The organism is Alphaproteobacteria bacterium, from assembly GCA_040905865.1.
Taxonomy (GTDB): domain Bacteria; phylum Pseudomonadota; class Alphaproteobacteria; order UBA8366.
Genome location: JBBDQU010000075.1, coordinates 16710 through 34965 on the forward strand (window position 1 = coordinate 16710; position 18256 = coordinate 34965).

Below are 18256 nucleotides of genomic sequence, written 5' to 3' on the forward strand. Positions count from 1 at the left end.
GAAAATCGATTGGATTTACCGTTTGGTAGAGCGACATAACCTGTTACCGCGCCGCAGCACTCTTCGGCTGTTTCGTTATAGGGATTAAGAACAATTTAACACAAATTCCGGTGACATGCGACTCCAATTGAGTCACGTCACCGTTTCTGTCGGAAAAATTCGATTTATCGCAAGCAGTTAACCATACCGCAACCAGTGGGACACACAGGCCTTCAGGTTTCATGCGCCAGCATCTTGGAGTCGGTCATCGCAATTCCGGCAGCGTGTATCCGCCATAGGCTTCGCGCAGCGCCGGTTTCAGGATCTTGCCGGTGCCGCCGATGGGAAAGGAGTCGACGACGATCATGTCATCCGGCACCCACCATTTCGCGACCTTGGATTCCAGGAACTGCAGCACGTCCTCCCGGCGCGGATTGCGCCCTGGCGCGGCGGTGACCAGCAGCAGCGGCCGTTCGCCCCATTTCGGATGGGCGACCCCGATAACCGCCGCCTGGCCGATATCGGGATGGCGCATGGCGAAATCCTCCAGGTCGATGGAACTGATCCATTCGCCGCCGGACTTGATCATGTCCTTCTTGCGGTCGACGACCTGCATATAGCCATCGGCATCGATGGTCGCGACATCGCCAGTGCCGAACCAGCCGTCACGGTGGGCATCCGCGCCTTCGTTCCAGAAATAGGCGCGGCAGACCCAGGGCCCGCGCACCTTCAACTCGCCCTGCGCCACACCGTCATGCGGCTGCGGCGCGCCGTCCTCCCCCTCGATCATCATCTCGACGCCGAAGGGCGGGCGGCCCTGTTTCGCCAGGATATCCATCCGCTCTATTTCCGGCAGGTCCAGCATACCCGGTTTCAGCGTATTGATCGCGCCAACCGGCGACATTTCGGTCATGCCCCAGCCATGCCGCGCCTCGATCCCGAACTCCCGGTCCAGCGCCTCAATCATCGAGCGCGGCGCGGCGCTGCCGCCGATCACCATGCGCCGCATCGCATCCAGCCGCTTGCCGCTTTCGCGCATATAGGACAGCAGCCCGTGCCAGATCGTCGGCACCCCCGCCGAGAACGTGACTTTCTCGCCGTCCAGCATTTCCCACAGCGATTTCCCATCCAGCAGCGGGCCGGGCATCACCTGTTTCGCGCCGGTCATCGTCGCGGCATAAGGGATGCCCCAGGCATTGGCGTGGAACATCGGCACGACGGGCAGCACCGTTTCGCGGTCCGACAGGCACATCATCGACGGCATCACGATGGCGTAGGAATGCAACAGCGTCGCCCGGTGCGAATACAGCACGCCCTTGGGATGGCCGGTGGTGCCGGAGGTGTAGCAGAGCGACGAGGCCGTATTCTCGTCGAAGACCGGCCAATCGAAGGACTCGCCCTGCCCGTCCAGCAGTTCCTCGTAGCAGATCGCGTTCGCCAGCGTTGTTTCGGGCATATGCGCCCGGTCCGTCATCACCACCACGCCCTGCAGCGCGGGGGCCAGCGGCGCCGCCTGTTCGATCAGCGGCAGGAAGGTCAGGTCGACGAAGACATAGCGATCTTCCGCATGGTTCAGCAGATAGGCGATCTGGTCCGTGTGCAGCCGCGGGTTCATCGTATGGCACACGGCGCCCATGCCGGAGACGCCGAACCAGACCTCGTAATGCCGGTAACCGTTCCAGGCGATGGTGCCGATGCGGTCGCCCGGCTGCACGCCCAGCCCGGTCAGCGCGTTCGCCATCTGCTGCGCGCGGCGGTGCGCATCGGCATAGGTATAGCGATGGATCGGGCCCTCGACGGTGCGCGAGACGATCTCGACCTCCGCATGGTTCGCCGCCGCATGCCGCAGCAGCGACGACACCAGCAGCGGCATGTCCATCATCAAGCCTAGCATGACAGGTCCCTCCCTAACCTGACCGCGCGCCGCCCGCATCGCCGTTGCCCGCCGGCGCCGGCGGATGACCTTCCGGGATGCCGGACTCGGCAAATGGCGCGATCAGGCCGCCGCTTCGAAATAGGGCCGCGTGCCCGCGACCGTCGTACGGTGCATCCGGCGGCGTGTCCCCGTCTCGTCGAACGGGCAGGCCTTGTGCATGGAATTGCGGTTGTCCCAGATCAGGACATCGCCCGGCGCCCATTTATGGACATAGGTGAATTCCGGTCCGGTCGCGAAGGCCAGCAAATCGGCGACGATCTTCTGGCTTTCCGCGTCATCCATGCCCTCGAAACGCCGGATCCAGATTTCCGTCAGGAACAGCGAAGGCTTGCCGTTGACCGGATGGGTCCGCACCACGGGATGCGCGATCGGCGGCACCTTCGCCTTCTGTTCGTCGGTCAGCGCCGGGCGGTCGCGATGGGTCCGCTCGTAATGCCAGACATAATCGAACACCGCTTTCTTGTCCCGCAGCCAGCGTTTGCGTTCTTCCGGCAGGGCGGCATAGGCGGCGCTCATGCTGACGAAGGACGTCTCGCCGCCCTCATCCGGGCATTCCAGACAATGGAACACGGAGCCGAGGCTCGGTTCGTCCAGATAGGCGAGGTCGGAGTGATACTGTTTCGAACCGCCGAAGGCGCCGATATGCCTGCCGTTTTCAACGATGTTGGAAACCACGAAGATTTCCTTGTGACCGGGCAGACAGAAATTGCTCAGCACATGATCTTCCAGCGGTCCGAGCTGGCGGCTGAAGGCGATATGCTGTTCGGGCGTAATATCCTGGCCCCGGATCAGCAGCACCGCCCGGTCCGCAAGTGCCTGTTCCAGCGCCGCGATTTCCGCGGCGGCAACCGGCCGGGACAGATCCAGCCCCAGCACTTCGGCCCCGATATTCGGGGCGAGGTTATTGAATGCGATCCCCGGCATACGGTATTTTCCCTCCCATCAAAGACATACAGCAACTGCAACGAACCAAAACCTACCGTGAAGCGGGATGCCCGGCAAGGTACCCGGGAGGTTTGGACGGGCCCCTTGCCCATAGCGTTGCAACGCAACATATTGCCTACATCTGCCATGTTGCGCAGATCACCCCTTTTTGACCGGAGCGCGGACATGGTGGAGACAGCCGAGAAAAAGCCCGGGCCGTTTCGATCGGTCAGGCGATATATCCTGATCGGCCTCCTCACGGTTGCGCCGCTGGCCATCACCTGGATCATTCTTGAATTCCTGTTTACCCAGTTGTCCAATCTGGGCGAACCGTGGGTCCGGGGACTGGCGCGCGGCGTCCGGCCGCAGAGCCCGGCACTCGCCGAGCTGATGGTCAATGAGGTACTGATGTCGGTCGCCGCCGCCCTGATCGTGCTGGCCTTCCTGTTCTTCCTGGGCTGGGCAACGGGACGGGTGGTCGGGCAGCGCATGATCGGGCTGTTCGAACAGATCATCAGCGCCATCCCTTTCGTCGACAGCGTCTACCGCGCGACCAAACGCTTCGTTTCCGTCGCCGGTTCGTCGCCGGAAGGCGGTCGCAGCGTCGTGCTGATCAACTTCCCCTCGCGCGACATGAAGGCGGTGGGCATCATGACCCGGGTCCTGCGTGACAGCGAAACCGGCGAGGAACTGGCCGCCGTCTATATGCCCACCTCGCCAAATCCCACATCGGGTTATATCGAGATCATGCCGATGGACAAGGTCATCCGGACCGACTGGACCTTCGACCAGGCAATGTCCTTCATCGTCACCGGCGGGTCCAGTTCACCCGACGAAATCCATTTCCACCGAGCCCGGGACACCGTCGAATCCTCCTGACGCGCGCAAAAAACTGCCGGAGAGACCCGCCATGGCGCAACCCACGCATTACGAAGCCATCGTTTTCGACCTGCTGACCGCCGTCCTCGATTCCTGGTCATTATGGAACGATGTGGCCGGATCGGAGGAAGCCGGGCGGCGATGGCGCGGCGAATACCTGAAGCTGACTTATGAATGCGGCCCCTACCGCCCCTATGAGGACATCATCCGGGACGCGGCCGACCGGGCGGGCATCCACCGCGACGTGGCGGAACTGCTGATGGTGCAGTGGCCGGACCTGCAACCCTGGCCGGAATCGGAGGAAGTGTTCGCCAGCCTGTATACCTTCGGCGTACCGATGGGCATCGCGACCAACTGCTCGAATGCGCTGGCCGAACAGGCCGTCAAATGCGCCAACGCCCCCTTCGCCGCCGTGGCGACGGCGGAAGCGGCCGGTTACTACAAGCCGCGCCCGGAACCCTACCGTCTGGTGCTGGAGAAACTCGGCGCCGACCCGGCCAGAACCCTGTTCGTCGCCGGCTCCGCCGCCGATGTGCCGGGCGCGACGGCGGTCGGCATGCCGGTCTACTGGCACAACCGCGTCGGCCTTCCCGCCGTGGACGGCATAAAGCCGCTGCGCATGGAACGGACGCTGACGCCGGTCCTGGAGCTTTTCTGAGCGAGTTTCCGCAGCCTGTCCACCCTCCCTTGAAAAATCGGAATCAGGCATAATTCCTATGAATTGGGTATTCACGGTGAGGCCGGGAGTGTCCCGAAGCCAACAAAAGGCAATAAAAGCCAATAAAAACCAATGATCCGGCAATTTTCTGACAGCCGGGGTCAGCGGTGCGCCGGCGGGTATTTTTGCTGCGCGGCGGGCGGGTTGCGCGCAATATTACGTTTCGGCCCGGCCCGCCGGGTGCAGTACCGTTGCGATCTGCGGCGCAAATCGCCAAATCGGTTTGAAAAACCGGTGCGGCGCAGTACCTTTTTAAACGTATCGTGGTGCAACAGGCATCGCGGACAGGCTGAATCGAGGGAAGCCCATGGCCCAGACCGCCGTCTCGCTGGACGACAAATACGCGCTGGAAACCGGCCGCGTCTTTCTGACCGGGGTCCAGGCGCTGGTGCGGCTGCCGCTGATGCAGCGGCAGCGCGATGACGCGGCGGGGCTGAAGACGGGCGGGTACATCACCGGCTATCGCGGGTCGCCGCTGGGCGCGCTGGACCAGCAGTTGTGGCAGGCCAGGCCCTTCATCGAGAAAAACCATATCCGCTTCGAACCGGGGGTGAACGAGGACCTCGCCGCCACCGCGGTCTGGGGCAGCCAGCAGCTCAATCTGTTCCCGGACGCCAACTACGACGGCGTGTTCGCCATGTGGTACGCCAAGGGGCCGGGGGTCGACCGGTCCGGCGATGCGCTGCGCCACGGAAACCTGGCCGGATCGTCGAAACATGGCGGCGTGCTGCTGCTGTCGGGGGACGACCATACCTGCAAATCCTCCACCACCGCGCACCAGACCGAATACGCCTATATGGATGCGATGATCCCGGTGCTGAATCCGTCCGGCGTGCAGGAATTCCTCGATATGGGCCTGTATGGCTGGGCGATGTCACGCTATTCCGGCTGCTGGGTCGCGTTCAAGGTGATCGCGGAAACCGCCGACAGTTCGGCCTCGGTCCATGTCGATCCGCACCGGGTCAAGATCAGGTATCCCGACGATTTCGACATGCCGGCGGACGGGCTGAACATCCGCTACCCCGACGAACCGCTGGCGCAGGAGGAACGGCTGCACCGGCACAAGCTCTATGCCGCGCTCGCCTTTGCCCGCGCCAACAACCTGAACCGCACCGTGATCGACGGGCCGAAACGGCGCTTCGGCATCGTGACCGCCGGCAAATCCTACCTGGACGTGATGCAGGCGCTGGAAGACCTCGGCATCGACGAGGCCTATGCGCAGAATATCGGCCTGTCTGTCTACAAGGTCGGCATGACCTGGCCGCTGGAGCCGGAAGGCATCCGCCGCTTCGCCGAAGGGCTGGAGGAAATCCTCGTGGTCGAGGAAAAGCGCGCGCTGATCGAAAACCAGCTCAAGGAGCAGCTGTATAACTGGCGCGAGGACGCGCGGCCGCGGGTGATCGGCAAGTTCGACGAGGAACGCCACTGGATACTGCCCTCGAACGGGGAGTTGACGCCGGGGCCCATCGCCAAACTGATTGCAAAGCGCATCGCCCGTTTCCATACCAGCGGGAAAATCGAGGAGCGCGTCCGTTTCCTGGATATCAGGGAACAGTCGCTGGCGGCGATCGACCCGCCGCTGAAGCGCACGCCGTATTTCTGTTCCGGCTGTCCGCACAATACCTCCACCAAGGTACCGGAAGGCAGCCGCGCGCTGGCGGGAATCGGTTGCCATTACATGGCGCAGTGGATGGACCGCAACACCGAGACCTATACCCAGATGGGCGGCGAAGGCGCCAGTTGGCACGGCCAGGCGCCGTTCACCGGTACGAAGCATGTCTTTGTCAACCTGGGCGACGGCACCTATTATCATTCGGGGTTGCTGGCGATCCGCGCCGCCGTCGCGGCCGGCAACAACATCACCTACAAGATCCTGTTCAACGACGCGGTGGCGATGACCGGCGGGCAACCGGTCGGCGGCGGAATCTCGGTGCCGCGCATCACCCATCAGCTGTACGGCGAAGGCGTCGGGCGCGTCGTCGTGGTATCCGACGAACCGGAAAAATACGGCCGGCAATCGGGCCTGGCGGCGGGCGTGACCATCGAACACCGCGACGAGCTGGACCGGATCCAGCGCGAACTGCGCGAGGTCGAAGGCGTCACCGCCATCATCTACGACCAGACCTGCGCGGCGGAAAAACGCCGCCGGCGCAAGCGCGGCACCTTCCCCGACCCGGCGCGGCGCGTCATCATCAACGAACTGGTCTGCGAAGGCTGCGGCGACTGTTCGGTGGCCTCCAACTGCCTGTCGGTGGTGCCGAAGGAAACCGAATTCGGCCGCAAGCGCAGCATCGACCAGTCAACCTGCAACAAGGATTTTTCCTGCCTGAACGGATTCTGCCCCAGCTTCGTGACCGTCGAGGGCGGCGCGCTGCGCAAACCGGAACCGGCGGCGCAAACCGCCCAGCCGGACCTGTTCGAGGTGCTGCCGGAACCGGCCCAGCCATCCATCGACACGCCCTACGGCATCCTGATCACCGGGGTCGGCGGCACGGGGGTGGTGACTATCGGCGCGCTGCTCGGCATGGCCGCCCATATCGAGGGCAAGGGCTGTTCGGTGCTCGACATGACCGGGTTGGCGCAGAAGGGCGGCGCCGTGCTGACCCATGTGCGGATCGCCAGAACGCCGGAAGACATCCACGCGGTGCGCCTGGCATCCGGCGGGGCGAAGGCGGTGATCGGCTGCGATATCGTGGTCACGGCGGGTTCCGATGTGCTGACCAAGGTACGGCCCGGGGAAACCGCAATGTTCGTCAATACCCACGAAACCATCACCGGCGATTTCACCCGCGACCCGGACATGGCCTTCCCGGAAGGCGAACTGGAGCGCGGCATCGCCGAAATGGCGGGCAAGGAGAAGACCGACTTCGTCGAGGCGACGCGGCTGGCGACGGCGCTGCTGGGCGATTCCATCGCGACCAACATGTTCATGCTCGGCTACGCCTGGCAGAAGGGCACCATCCCCATCGCGGCGGAATCCATCGAAACGGCCATCGAACTGAACGGCGTCGCGGTGAAAGCCAACAAGGCCGCCTTCCTGTGGGGCCAGCGCGCCGCGCATGACCCGGCGGCGGTACAGCGCGCGGCAGGGCCGGCGGCGGAGAAGCCGGAAGCCTTCGCGACGACGCTGGAAGACGTTGTCCGGCGCCGCATCGAATTCCTGACAGGCTACCAGGACGCGGCCTATGCGCGGCGCTACAAGGACCTGGTCGTGCGGGTGCAGACGGCGGAATCGCGGATCATGCGCGACTCGGACGCGCTGACGCAGGCGGTCGCGCGCTACTACTTCAAGCTGCTGGCCTACAAGGACGAATACGAGGTCGCGCGGCTGCATACGGATCCGGCCTTCCTGCAATCGGTGCGTGACCGGTTCACCGGCGATTACAGGCTGAATTACCACCTGGCGCCGCCGCTGACCGCGGAACGCGATCCGGAAACCGGCCACCTGCGAAAGAAGGCCTATGGCCCCTGGATGCTGCAGGCCTTCCGGCTGCTGGCGAAACTGAAAGGGATTCGCGGCACCGCCTGGGACCCGTTCGGCCGCAGCGCCGAACGCCGCCGCGAGCGCGAACTGATCATCGAATACGAAGCTGCGATCGCGGAAATCCTGGCCGGGCTTACCGTCGCGAACCACGCCATCGCGGTGGAGATCGCCAGCGTGCCGGAGCATATCCGGGGCTATGGCCATGTGAAGGACCGCCATATCGCCGACGCCAAAGCCAACGAAGCCGCCCTGTTCGCCCGTTTCCGCGACGGGGACGGCCAGGCCAATGCGGCTGACTGATTCGCGGTCCCCTGTACGCCGGACGACACACGCATCGCCCTTCATTTCTTGCCGAGGTCAAGCCCATGGAAAACACCGCCTTTACACTTGTCATGATGCCGCCGCAGACGCCGGTGCGGCGCGAATGGGCGTCGCGGGTCGCCGCGGAGGATATCGGCATCCGCGTGCTGCAGCCCGAAACCATCGAGGAGGCGATGCGCGACATCGTTGAGGCCGAGGCGGCCTTTGGCGTCATGCCGCCGGAGGTGCTGGAAAAGGCGCAGCGGCTGCGCTGGCTGCAGGCGCCGCAGATTGCGCCGCCCGCCGGATTCTATCATCCGGCGCTGGTCGAGCACCCGGTGGTGGTGACCAATCAGCGCGAAATCTTCAACGACCATATCGGCGCGCATATCATGGGCTTCGTCCTCGCCTTCGCGCGGGGCTTCCACTACCTCTGGCCGCAGCAGGTACGGCACGAATACAAACAGCCGCCGAAGGATACCGGCGTGGTGCACCTGCCGGAGGCGACGGCGCTGATCCTGGGCGTCGGCGGCATCGGCGCGGAGGCGGCCCGGCTGTGCCATGCCTTCGGCATGAATGTGATCGGCGTGGACGGCCGCCGCGAGGACTTGCCCGAAGGGGTGGCCGAAATGCACAAGCCGGAATTGCTGGACGACCTGCTGCCGCGGGCCGATTTCGTCATCATGACCATCCCGCACACGCCGGCGACCGAAGGGCTGATGGACCGGCAACGTCTGCGCCGCATGCGGAAAAGCGGCTTCCTGATCAATATCGGACGCGGCATGACCGTCAAACTCGACGATCTGGTCGCGGCGCTGGAGGCGGGGGAGATCGCAGGCGCGGCGCTGGACGTGTTCGAAATCGAGCCCTTGCCGGCGGACCACCCACTATGGGACGCGCCGAACGTGCTGATCACGCCGCATACTGCGGGGTATGGCCCCTACCTGGACGACCGGCGACTCGACATCCTGCTGGACAACTGCCGCCGCTTCGCGAAGGGCGAGGAACTGCGCAACATCGTCGACAAGACCACCTGGTTCTGAAACGACTCGACTTTGATCAGACTAACACGATCCGCTCGGGGAATCCCGCCTGGGCCCGGAATAGCGGTGCGTCAGCCGGTTGTCGCTTTCGCCTCGGCCGACACCGGCTGTGGTCCCGGGGCGGGAGTCGCGGTCGGCTTATCGACCGGCTTCTCGACGGCTTTCGCAGCGGGCGGCGCGGTTTTGATGGATCCGACATCGCCGGCGATCTCACCGCCATCCTCGACCGACAGGCGGCCATAGCGCACGGTGCCGCCGATGCGGCCGGTCTTGTGCACGGTGAGGCGGTCCCGGACCGTCAGTTCGCCGTCGAACCGGCCGTGAATTTCCGCTTCATCCACCGAAACGGCGCCCGAAAACGTGCCGGTTTCCGCGATGTGGATGAGCCGGCTGTCCATCGAAGCCTCCACATGCCCTTCCACATGCAAAGTGTCGCAAGCCTCGATCGAGGCGCCGACCAGCCTGATATCGGGACCGACTGTCAGCCGCCCGTTCGGCCCGCCCTTGTCGGGTATTGAGGCCCGCATCGGCTGCCGGTCCATGCTGCGGACCTGTGAGGGACTCTCCGTTTCCCGTTGCACGCTTTCGCTCCCACCCTGCTTTCTGAACATGTCTCGCATCCCTATCCTGACCCCGCGGCCCGTTATTCATGACAATGTACGACCGTAACCCGAATGGCGGCGGGAAATTAGGCGAGAATGGGGCAATATTGCGACCATGTTCCGGCAACCGCGTTCACCCTCCGGACAGGAGCGCGGGACAGTCGGATCGGCGCGGAATCATCCCCGGAGTTCGGCACATACGTATTTGACCTTTTCCCCAGGAATTGCCGTTTAATTATAAATATTTATTGAGAAGTCCGTCCCGTAACACCATATATTTGGTAATATAAATAAATAAAATCTGTGTATTTTCACGCTATAATGCGGGATGCGGGATGCGGGTCACACGACGTTTTTACGGTGCCCGCATCCACTGCCGCAAGCGATCGCGCCAGTTGTTCCATCGGGGCGGAAAATGCGTCCGCAAACAGCGATCCAACACAAAGCCTGAACGTCATGGTGACGATCGGGCCCGGCAAACCGGAGCAGAGGAACCATCGAATGGCGAACACCGAAATGACAAAAGCCGAGCGGCTATTCGCCGCAAGCGAAACAAAGGCCAAGGTGGCCCTCGTCGAGCGGGACAAGGCGCGGCAGAAAAGCGCCGAGCATAACGCAAAGCTGCGGGAACTGCGCTATGCGAAAGAGGCAGCCGAAAAGGAAGCCGCCGAAGCCGGAAAAAAGCCTGTCAGGAAGCGGAAAGCGACCGTGACAATGCCGCTGGCGGATTAACCGCCACAGTCCTCACGGCCATATGAAGGCACGAGAGCGTGTTTTGATTTGTGCACGCCGCGCGGGCTGTCCAGAATCCGCAACCGTAATGCATGCTTGCGGACGCTCCGACTTTTCAGGCCGGCGGTTCGCGGAACAAAACGGAGACGATCATGCGGCCAATCCTGAACACCGTCCTTTTCATCATGTTTCTCGTCGCGCTTGCCGCCCCCCTGCGGGCGGACGAACTCGTCTACTCGTCCGGGGGCAAGGCAATCGACGGCTATGACACTGTCGCCTATTTCCGCGACGGGAAGCCGGTCGAGGGCGACAGCGACTTCACCCATGAATGGATGGGCGCGAAATGGTATTTCGCCAGCGCGGCCAACCGCGACGCCTTCGCGGCGGACCCCGATAAATACGCGCCGCAGTATGGCGGCTACTGCGCCTGGGCGGTCAGCCAGGGCTATACGGCGAAAATCGATCCCGAGGCCTGGAAGATCGTGGAGGGCAAGCTGTACCTGAACTATTCGCAGGATATCCAGGAACAATGGGTGTCGGGCGGCGTCGAAAAGCTGATCGCCGCGGGAGACGGCAACTGGCCATTAATCCGCAAGAAGCTGGAAACGGAGTGAGTCAGGCCCGCGCTTCTTTCACGACGCTGTCATCGATCAACCGCGCCAGCGCCGCCCGGTCGTTCGGGTTGCGGCCTTCCAGGGCTGCAATCCAGGGCTCGATGCGCTCGCAGAAGTCCAGCGTGTCGGACGCGAGGGTCGCGGGGAACTGGTAGTAGCCCCATGAGTCGCGGATGGTGCGGCGGTCGAGGCCGGAAGTCCGCGCCACGAGGTCCCAGCCCGGCTGCGGGTCGGTGCGCAGGAGCCGCGAGGCTTCGATCAGGGCGCGGGTAAAGGCCACGATGCGGCCGCGCATGGCGGGTTCCTCCAGCTTCGCCTGCGTCGTGCAGAGGCTGAATTTCTCCGTGTAGACATCCGGGTCGTAGAAGGCGACGGCGTCATCGCCGATGAGATTCTGCGCCCGCGCGACCTGCGGCTCCCACATGGCGACGGCGTCGATCTCGCCGTCCCGCAGCGCCTCCGGCAGCAGGGTCAGCGGCTTTTCCGTCTTCATCATGAAGGGCACGCGGGTGACGTCCGCCAGGCCGAGTCCCACGGTATTCAGCATGGCGTCGAGGAAATAGTCGGCCGAGGAATCGATCTGCGTGCCGACCCGCCTGCCGCGCAGGTCGGCCAGCGTGGCGATCCCGGCGGAGCGGCGGGCGACGATGCGGTAGGGGCATTCGCCGACGGTAAAGATGAAGCGCATGTCCGGATGCCGCGCGGCGCCGCGCAGCGCCTGGGTTTCGGTGTTGAGGGCGATATCCGCCCGGCCGGTGGAAGCGAGGCTGGCCAGTTCGCTCCCCTCCCCCCACAGCGCCATGACGCCGCCATGCGCCAGATGGACCGGGCCGTCGTAATAGCGCTCGATGGCGAGCAGCACCGGCGCCATCTCCACCAGCGAGAGGTTGCCATATATGCGCAGCGTGTCCGCCGCTTCCCCGTCAGGCGTATTCATGGCGATCCCTTCCGCCTTACCGGCGAGTCAGGCGGTTGAACATTGCCGGTCGCTGGCCGCGATTGCCGCCTGCGCCGCCGCAAGGCGGGCAATCGGCACGCGGTAGGGGGAGCAGGATACGTAGTCCAGCCCGACATTGTGGCAGAAGGCGACCGAGCGCGGGTCGCCGCCATGTTCGCCGCAGATGCCCATCTTCATGTCGGCGCGCACCGCACGGCCACGGTCGACGCCGATCCTGACCAGTTCGCCGACCCCGTCAGGGTCGATGGACACGAAGGGGTCGCCGTCGAGAATGCCCGCGCGTTCGTAATCGGGCAGGAAGGACGCGGCATCGTCGCGGCTGATGCCGTAGGTCGTCTGGGTCAGGTCGTTGGTGCCGAAGCTGAAGAATTCGGCGGTCTTCGCAATGTCGCCCGCCATCAGCGCGGCGCGCGGCAGTTCGATCATCGTGCCGACCAGGTATTGCGGCGCCAGTCCCTGTTCTACGGCAACCTCGTCGGCGACGCGGTCGATCACTTCCTTGAGAATATCCAGTTCGCGGCGCGTCGCGATCAGCGGCACCATGACTTCGGGAATGACGGTTTCGCCGGTTTCCTTCGTCACGATGACGGCCGCCTCGAAAATCGCCCGCGCCTGCATTTCGCAGATTTCGGGATACGTGATCGCCAGCCGGCAGCCGCGATGCCCCAGCATCGGGTTCGATTCCTCCAGCCGCAGCGCGCGCCGCCGGACCCGTTCTTCCGACACGCCCGCCGCGGCGGCGACATCGGCGATTTCCGCATCGCCCTTCGGCAGGAATTCATGCAGCGGCGGGTCGAGCAGCCGGATTGTCACCGGCAGCGACTTCATCAGCCGGAAGATCGCGGCGAAATCGTCCCGCTGCATCGGCAGGATCTTTTCCAGCGCGTGGCGGCGCCCGGCCTCGTCCTCCGCCACGATCATCTCGCGCATCGCGATGATGCGGTCGGCGTCGAAGAACATATGCTCGGTGCGCGACAGGCCGATGCCTTCCGCGCCGAAGCGCAGCGCGGTCGTGACTTCTTCCACGGTTTCCGCATTGGTGCGCACACCCAGGGTGCGGAACTCGTCCGCCCAGGTCATCAGGGTCTCGAAATCCCCCGACAGCACCGGCTCCATGGTCGCCACCGCGCCCAGCATGACCTCGCCGGCCGCGCCGTCGATGGTAATAACCTGGCCCGCCCGGACCGTCTGGTTGCGGACGGTCATTTCGCCCGCCCGGTAATCGATCCGGATTTCGCCGGCGCCGGCGACGCAGGGCCGCCCCATGCCCCGGGCGACGACGGCGGCATGGCTGGTCATCCCGCCGCGCGCGGTCAGGATGCCCTTCGCCGCGTGCATGCCGTGGATGTCTTCCGGACTGGTTTCGACCCGCACCAGGATAACGGCTTCGCCCTGCCCGGCCATTTTCTCCGCCTCGTCAGCGTTGAAAACGACCTTGCCGCAGGCGGCGCCCGGCGAGGCCGGCAGGCCGCGTGCGATGACATTGCGTTCCGCCCTGGGGTCGAGGGTCGGGTGCAGCAACTGGTCTAGCGCCGCCGGTTCGATGCGGGACACGGCGGTGCGGCGGTCGATCAGTCCTTCGTTCGCCATGTCGGTCGCGATCTTCAGCGCCGCCGCGGTCGTCCGTTTGCCGCTGCGCGTCTGCAGCATCCAAAGTTTTTCCTGCTGCACGGTGAATTCGATATCCTGCATGTCGCGGTAATGGGCTTCCAGCTTGTGCCGGATCGCCTCCAGTTCGGCGAAGACTCCCGGCATGACCTCTTCCATCGAGGGCAGGGTCGACCCGGTCAGTTCCTTGCCGCGAATCGTCAGGCGCTGCGGCGTGCGGATACCGGCGACCACATCCTCGCCCTGGGCGTTGATCAGGTATTCGCCGAAAAAGCTGTTCTCGCCGGTCGAGGGGTCGCGGGTGAAGGCGACGCCGGTGGCGCAGTCATCGCCCATATTGCCGAAGACCATCGCCTGGACATTGACCGCCGTGCCCCATTCCTCGGGGATATTGTTCAGGCGGCGATAGGTGACGGCCCGCGCGGTCTGCCAGCTGCCGAAGACAGCGGTGATCGCGCCCCAGAGCTGCTCTTCCGGGTCCTGCGGGAATGGCGCGCCGGTTTCCTCTTCCACCTTCGCCTTGAAACCGGCGATCAGGGTCTTCAGACTGTCGGCGGAAAGTTCCGTGTCCAGGGAGACGCCACAGTCTTCCTTCGCATATTCCAGCAGATCCTCGAAATGATAATGCGCGACGCCGAGCACCACGTCGCCATACATCTGGATGAAGCGGCGATAGCTGTCATAGGCGAAGCGCGCATCGTTGCTGCGCGCCGCCAGCCCCTCGACGGTGACGTCGTTGAGGCCGAGGTTGAGCACGGTATCCATCATGCCCGGCATCGACACCCGCGCCCCGGAACGGACGGAGACCAGCAGGGGTTTTTCCGGATCGCCGAACTTCGCATCGACCGAATCCTCGACCCGCCGCAGCGCCGCCGCGACCTCGCCCTTCAGTTCAGCGGGATAGGTCTCGCCGTTTTCGTAATAGGCGGTGCAGAGTTCGGTGGTGATCGAAAACCCCGGCGGCACCGGCAGGCCCAGATTGCACATTTCCGCCAGGTTGGCGCCCTTGCCGCCCAGCAGGTCGCGCATGTCGGCGCGGCCTTCGGCCGTGCCGTCGCCAAATCCGTAAACCCATTTCGTCATGGCCGTCCTAACCCTCGATCTGGCCGAAATCCGCGACGCCGCGCATCACATCCGTCAGATGCGCCAGCAGGCAGAGCCGGTTCCGGCGTGTTTCCGCGTCGTCCGCGTTAACGGTTACCTTGTCAAAAAACAGATCCACCGGCGCGCGCAGACGCGCCAGCGCGTTCATGGCCTCCGCGAATTCTTCCCGTTCGATCAACGGCGCAACCGCCACGCGCGTTTCTTCCAGCGCGGCCCACAAGACGGCTTCCTCGCCTTCTGCGCGGGATGGATCATAGTCGACCGGGACGAAATCAGCCGAATCCTTCTTCGATTCGATACGGACGATATTGGCCGCGCGGCGGTTGGCGATCAGCAGGTTTTCGCCGTCATTGCTGGCGACCAGCGCCGCCAGCGCATCGACCCGCGCCATCAGCCGGACGAGATCGTCCTCGTCGCCCTGTTCGAAGATCGCCGCGATCAGGTCATGGCGGACGCCCTGTTCGCGCAGGTATACCTTCAGCCGGTCGGCGAAAAAGCCGAGCAGGTCGCGAGACTCTGGATAATCTAATTTTGCCGCATGCGACAGCGAAGGTACACGTCTATAGCTAGTTGTGCGATTCACTGTATCACGGATCGCCACTCCTATGCTCTCGGCACCGACATCAAGACCTATCGTTCTACTAGTCTCTTCTTCGGCTTTTAGCTTTCCAAAACGCTCTTCATACAAGTAACAAGAAGCGTTGAATACACTCCGCAAAGGCAACCGCAGCCGGTTTTCAAGGATCAGGCGAATCACGCCCAGCGCCGCGCGGCGCAGCGCGAAGGGGTCCTTCGACCCCGTGGGTTTCTCGTCGATCAGCCAGAACCCGACCAGCGTGTCGATCTTGTCGGCCAGCGCCACGGCGACCGATACCGGCGCGGTCGGGCAGCGGTCATTCGGCCCCAGCGGCGAATAGTGCTCCGCGATGGCATCGGCCACAGCCGCGCCTTCGCCGTCGCCCAGCGCGTAATAGCGGCCCATTACGCCCTGCAGGTCAGGGAATTCGCCGACCATGCCGGTGACCAGATCCGCCTTGCACAGCAGCGCCGCGCCGCGCGCGGAATCCCGGTCGGCGCCCGGAATGCTCTGCGACAGGTCGGCGGCCAGCGCCGCGATCCGCTGGACCTTTTCCGCGACCGTGCCGAGCTTCGCATGGAACACGATGGCGTCCAGCGCCGGGGCGCGGTCGGCCAGCGGTATGCGGCGGTCCTGGTCCCAGAAGAATTTGGCGTCGGACAGTCGGGCGCGCAGCACGCGCTCGTTACCGGCGACGATCGCCCTGCCGCCGTCCGCCGCCGCCATATTGGCGACGAAGCCGAAGCGCGGCGCCAGCGACCCGTCCGCGTTCAGCAGCGAGAAATATTTCTGGTGCGTCCGCATGGACGAGGTCAGCGCCTCCGCCGGCACGTCCATGAACGCCGCGTCGATATCGCCGATCAGCGCCACCGGCCATTCGACCAGCCCGGCGACTTCGTCCAGCAGCGCCGGATCGTCCCGGACCGTCAGCCCCTCCGCCGCCGCCTGCGCCGCCAGGTCGCGCGCGATGACCGCGCGCCGTTCCGCTGGATCGATGATGACATAGGCGTCGCGCAGCCGGTCGCGGTATTCCGCGAAATTCGACACGGCGAAGGAATCGGGCGCGAGAAAGCGGTGGCCGCGGGTCGTATCGCTAAACGGAACTGAAACTCCGCCTTCAAAATCAATTTGGCCATCCACCTTTTCGCCATTGAAGATCAACAGCACATTGTGCAATGGCCGAACATAGCGGCCTTTAGAATGTCCCCAACGCATGGATTTAGGCCAAGGAAAAGACCAAATCACTGGGCCAAGAAAATCGAGGATAGCTCGAACAGTAGATGTGCCCTGCCGCTCGCTCACCGCGAACCAGACTTCGCCGCCCTTGCCCATGTCGCGTTTTTCGCACTGGTCCAGCGATTCGAGCCCGGCGGCGCGCAGGAAGCCTTCGATGGCCTTGTCCGGCGCGCCGACCCGGGGCCCCTTGCGTTCTTCCGTCAGGTCGGGCTGGCGGTCCGGCAGCCCGTCCACCACCAGCACCAGGCGGCGCGGCGTGACAAAGGCTTCGGTGCCGGTGAAGTCGAGCCGCGCCTTCTTCAGCCCGTCGGTGACGAGGCGCTTGAGGTCTTCGGCGGCGCGCGCCTGCATGCGCGCCGGGATTTCCTCCGACAGGAGTTCGAGCAGGAATTCAGACATCGCCGGCCACCCAGGCGTCGCAGCAGCCCTTGGCCAGCGCCCGCACCCGCGCGATATAGGCCTGGCGTTCGGTCACGCTGATCACGCCGCGCGCGTCCAGCAGGTTGAACAGGTGGCTGGCCTTCAGGCACTGGTCATAGGCGGGCAGCGCCAGTTCGCCTTCCAGCAGCGAGGCGCATTCCTTTTCCGCATCGGCAAAATGGCGGAACAGGATATCCGTGTCGGCCAGTTCGAAGTTGTGCTTCGAGTATTCCACCTCAGCGCGGTGGAACACATCGCCGTATTTCACGCCCGCGCCGTTGAAGTCGAGGTCGTAGACGTTCTCCACGCCCTGCACATACATGGCGAGCCGTTCCAGCCCGTAGGTCAGTTCCACCGCCACCGGGTTGCAGTCGATGCCGCCGACCTGCTGGAAATAGGTGAACTGGCTGACTTCCATGCCGTCGCACCAGACCTCCCAGCCCAGTCCCCAGGCGCCCAGCGTCGGGCTTTCCCAGTCGTCCTCGACGAAGCGGATATCATGCGCCAGCGGGTCGATGCCGAGCACGCCCAGGCTGTCCAGGTAGAGCTGCTGGCTTTCCGGCGGCGAGGGTTTCAGGACAACCTGGTACTGGTAATAATGCTGCAGCCGGTTGGGGTTTTCGCCGTAGCGCCCATCGGTCGGGCGGCGCGACGGCTGCACATAGGCGGCGCGCCAGGGTTTCGGGCCAAGCGCGCGCAGGGTCGTCGCCGGGTGAAAGGTCCCCGCGCCGACCTCCATGTCGTAAGGCTGCAGAATCACGCAGCCCTGCCGCGACCAGTAGTCGTGCAGCTTGAGGATCAGAGACTGGAAGCTTCTGTTTTCAGCGTTATTTTGGGCCATGACCCGGCCAGACATTATAAAATTGTGCGGCGCAACCTAGCGGCGCCACCTGACCGGGTCAACCGGGTCAATAGGGACACGCGGATTTGCCGCAGTCCGCCGCCCCGATTGTGGCGACATAGGTGCCGCAGACGGGACACTGGACCGTATCCGCGACGCCCGATACGGCGTCCTTTTTATCCTGCGCCAGCTTCTGCCGGCGCTGCCGGTCGATCCGGGTCAACAGCCTGAATCCGTACCAGACAGCGGCGATGACAACCGCGAGGATGATCAGCTTGCTCAACATGGGCCGACTATATGC

Annotated in this window: 14 protein-coding genes; 6 read left to right on the top strand and 8 right to left on the bottom strand. The window is 64.2% G+C overall.

Going from position 1 to position 18256, the window contains the following annotated elements:
• Positions 1 to 244 precede the first annotated feature (244 nt).
• The gene (locus WD767_17700; protein MEX2617926.1) at positions 245 to 1873 is read right to left on the bottom strand and encodes a 3-(methylthio)propionyl-CoA ligase; all 1629 of its coding nucleotides are present in this window, start codon (positions 1871 to 1873) and stop codon (positions 245 to 247) included.
• Positions 1874 to 1975: 102 nt separating this feature from the next.
• A complete protein-coding gene (locus tag WD767_17705) occupies positions 1976 to 2839 on the bottom strand; it encodes a TauD/TfdA family dioxygenase (GenBank protein MEX2617927.1) in 864 nt (287 codons plus the stop codon).
• 186 nt (positions 2840 to 3025) lie between these two features.
• Between WD767_17705 and WD767_17710 the strand changes: the two genes are divergently transcribed.
• The 4 genes from WD767_17710 to WD767_17725 all read left to right on the top strand — a co-directional run bounded on the left by WD767_17710 (position 3026) and on the right by WD767_17725 (position 9263).
• Entirely contained in the window at positions 3026 to 3718 is a 693-nt protein-coding gene (locus tag WD767_17710; protein MEX2617928.1) for a DUF502 domain-containing protein, read from the top strand.
• 31 nt (positions 3719 to 3749) lie between these two features.
• Positions 3750 to 4376, top strand: a complete 627-nt coding sequence (locus WD767_17715) for an HAD-IA family hydrolase (GenBank protein ID MEX2617929.1) — start codon at positions 3750 to 3752, stop codon at positions 4374 to 4376.
• 367 nt (positions 4377 to 4743) lie between these two features.
• Positions 4744 to 8220, top strand: coding sequence for an indolepyruvate ferredoxin oxidoreductase family protein (locus WD767_17720; protein MEX2617930.1), 3477 nt, complete (start codon positions 4744 to 4746; stop codon positions 8218 to 8220).
• A 65-nt stretch (positions 8221 to 8285) separates the two neighbouring features.
• Positions 8286 to 9263 carry a D-2-hydroxyacid dehydrogenase gene (locus WD767_17725; protein ID MEX2617931.1) on the top strand — a complete coding sequence of 326 codons (978 nt, stop codon included), beginning with the start codon at positions 8286 to 8288 and terminating at the stop codon, positions 9261 to 9263.
• 71 nt (positions 9264 to 9334) lie between these two features.
• Here WD767_17725 and WD767_17730 read toward each other — a convergent pair whose 3' ends face one another.
• On the bottom strand, positions 9335 to 9874 hold the full coding sequence (locus WD767_17730; protein MEX2617932.1) for a polymer-forming cytoskeletal protein: 540 nt from the start codon (positions 9872 to 9874) through the stop codon (positions 9335 to 9337).
• A 492-nt stretch (positions 9875 to 10366) separates the two neighbouring features.
• Between WD767_17730 and WD767_17735 the strand changes: the two genes are divergently transcribed.
• Positions 10367 to 10597, top strand: coding sequence for a hypothetical protein (locus WD767_17735; GenBank protein ID MEX2617933.1), 231 nt, complete (start codon positions 10367 to 10369; stop codon positions 10595 to 10597).
• A gap of 185 nt (positions 10598 to 10782) precedes the next feature.
• A complete protein-coding gene (locus WD767_17740; protein MEX2617934.1) occupies positions 10783 to 11211 on the top strand; it encodes a YHS domain-containing (seleno)protein in 429 nt (142 codons plus the stop codon).
• Between the two features lies 1 nt (position 11212).
• On the opposite strand, the gene WD767_17745 is transcribed toward WD767_17740, so the two are convergent.
• The 5 genes from WD767_17745 to WD767_17765 form a co-directional block, all read right to left on the bottom strand.
• Positions 11213 to 12148 (bottom strand): ABC transporter substrate-binding protein, encoded by a 936-nt coding sequence (locus tag WD767_17745; protein ID MEX2617935.1) that lies wholly within the window; start codon positions 12146 to 12148, stop codon positions 11213 to 11215.
• A gap of 27 nt (positions 12149 to 12175) precedes the next feature.
• Positions 12176 to 14860: a pyruvate, phosphate dikinase gene (gene ppdK / locus WD767_17750; GenBank protein MEX2617936.1), complete on the bottom strand. Its 2685-nt coding sequence runs from the start codon at positions 14858 to 14860 to the stop codon at positions 12176 to 12178.
• A gap of 7 nt (positions 14861 to 14867) precedes the next feature.
• A complete protein-coding gene (glyS, locus tag WD767_17755; GenBank protein ID MEX2617937.1) occupies positions 14868 to 17093 on the bottom strand; it encodes a glycine--tRNA ligase subunit beta in 2226 nt (741 codons plus the stop codon).
• Positions 17086 to 17955 carry a glycine--tRNA ligase subunit alpha gene (locus WD767_17760; protein ID MEX2617938.1) on the bottom strand — a complete coding sequence of 290 codons (870 nt, stop codon included), beginning with the start codon at positions 17953 to 17955 and terminating at the stop codon, positions 17086 to 17088. The genes glyS and WD767_17760 overlap by 8 nt, the downstream gene beginning before the upstream one ends.
• A 67-nt stretch (positions 17956 to 18022) precedes the next feature.
• Positions 18023 to 18241, bottom strand: a complete 219-nt coding sequence (locus tag WD767_17765; GenBank protein MEX2617939.1) for a hypothetical protein — start codon at positions 18239 to 18241, stop codon at positions 18023 to 18025.
• Positions 18242 to 18256: the final 15 nt, after the last annotated feature.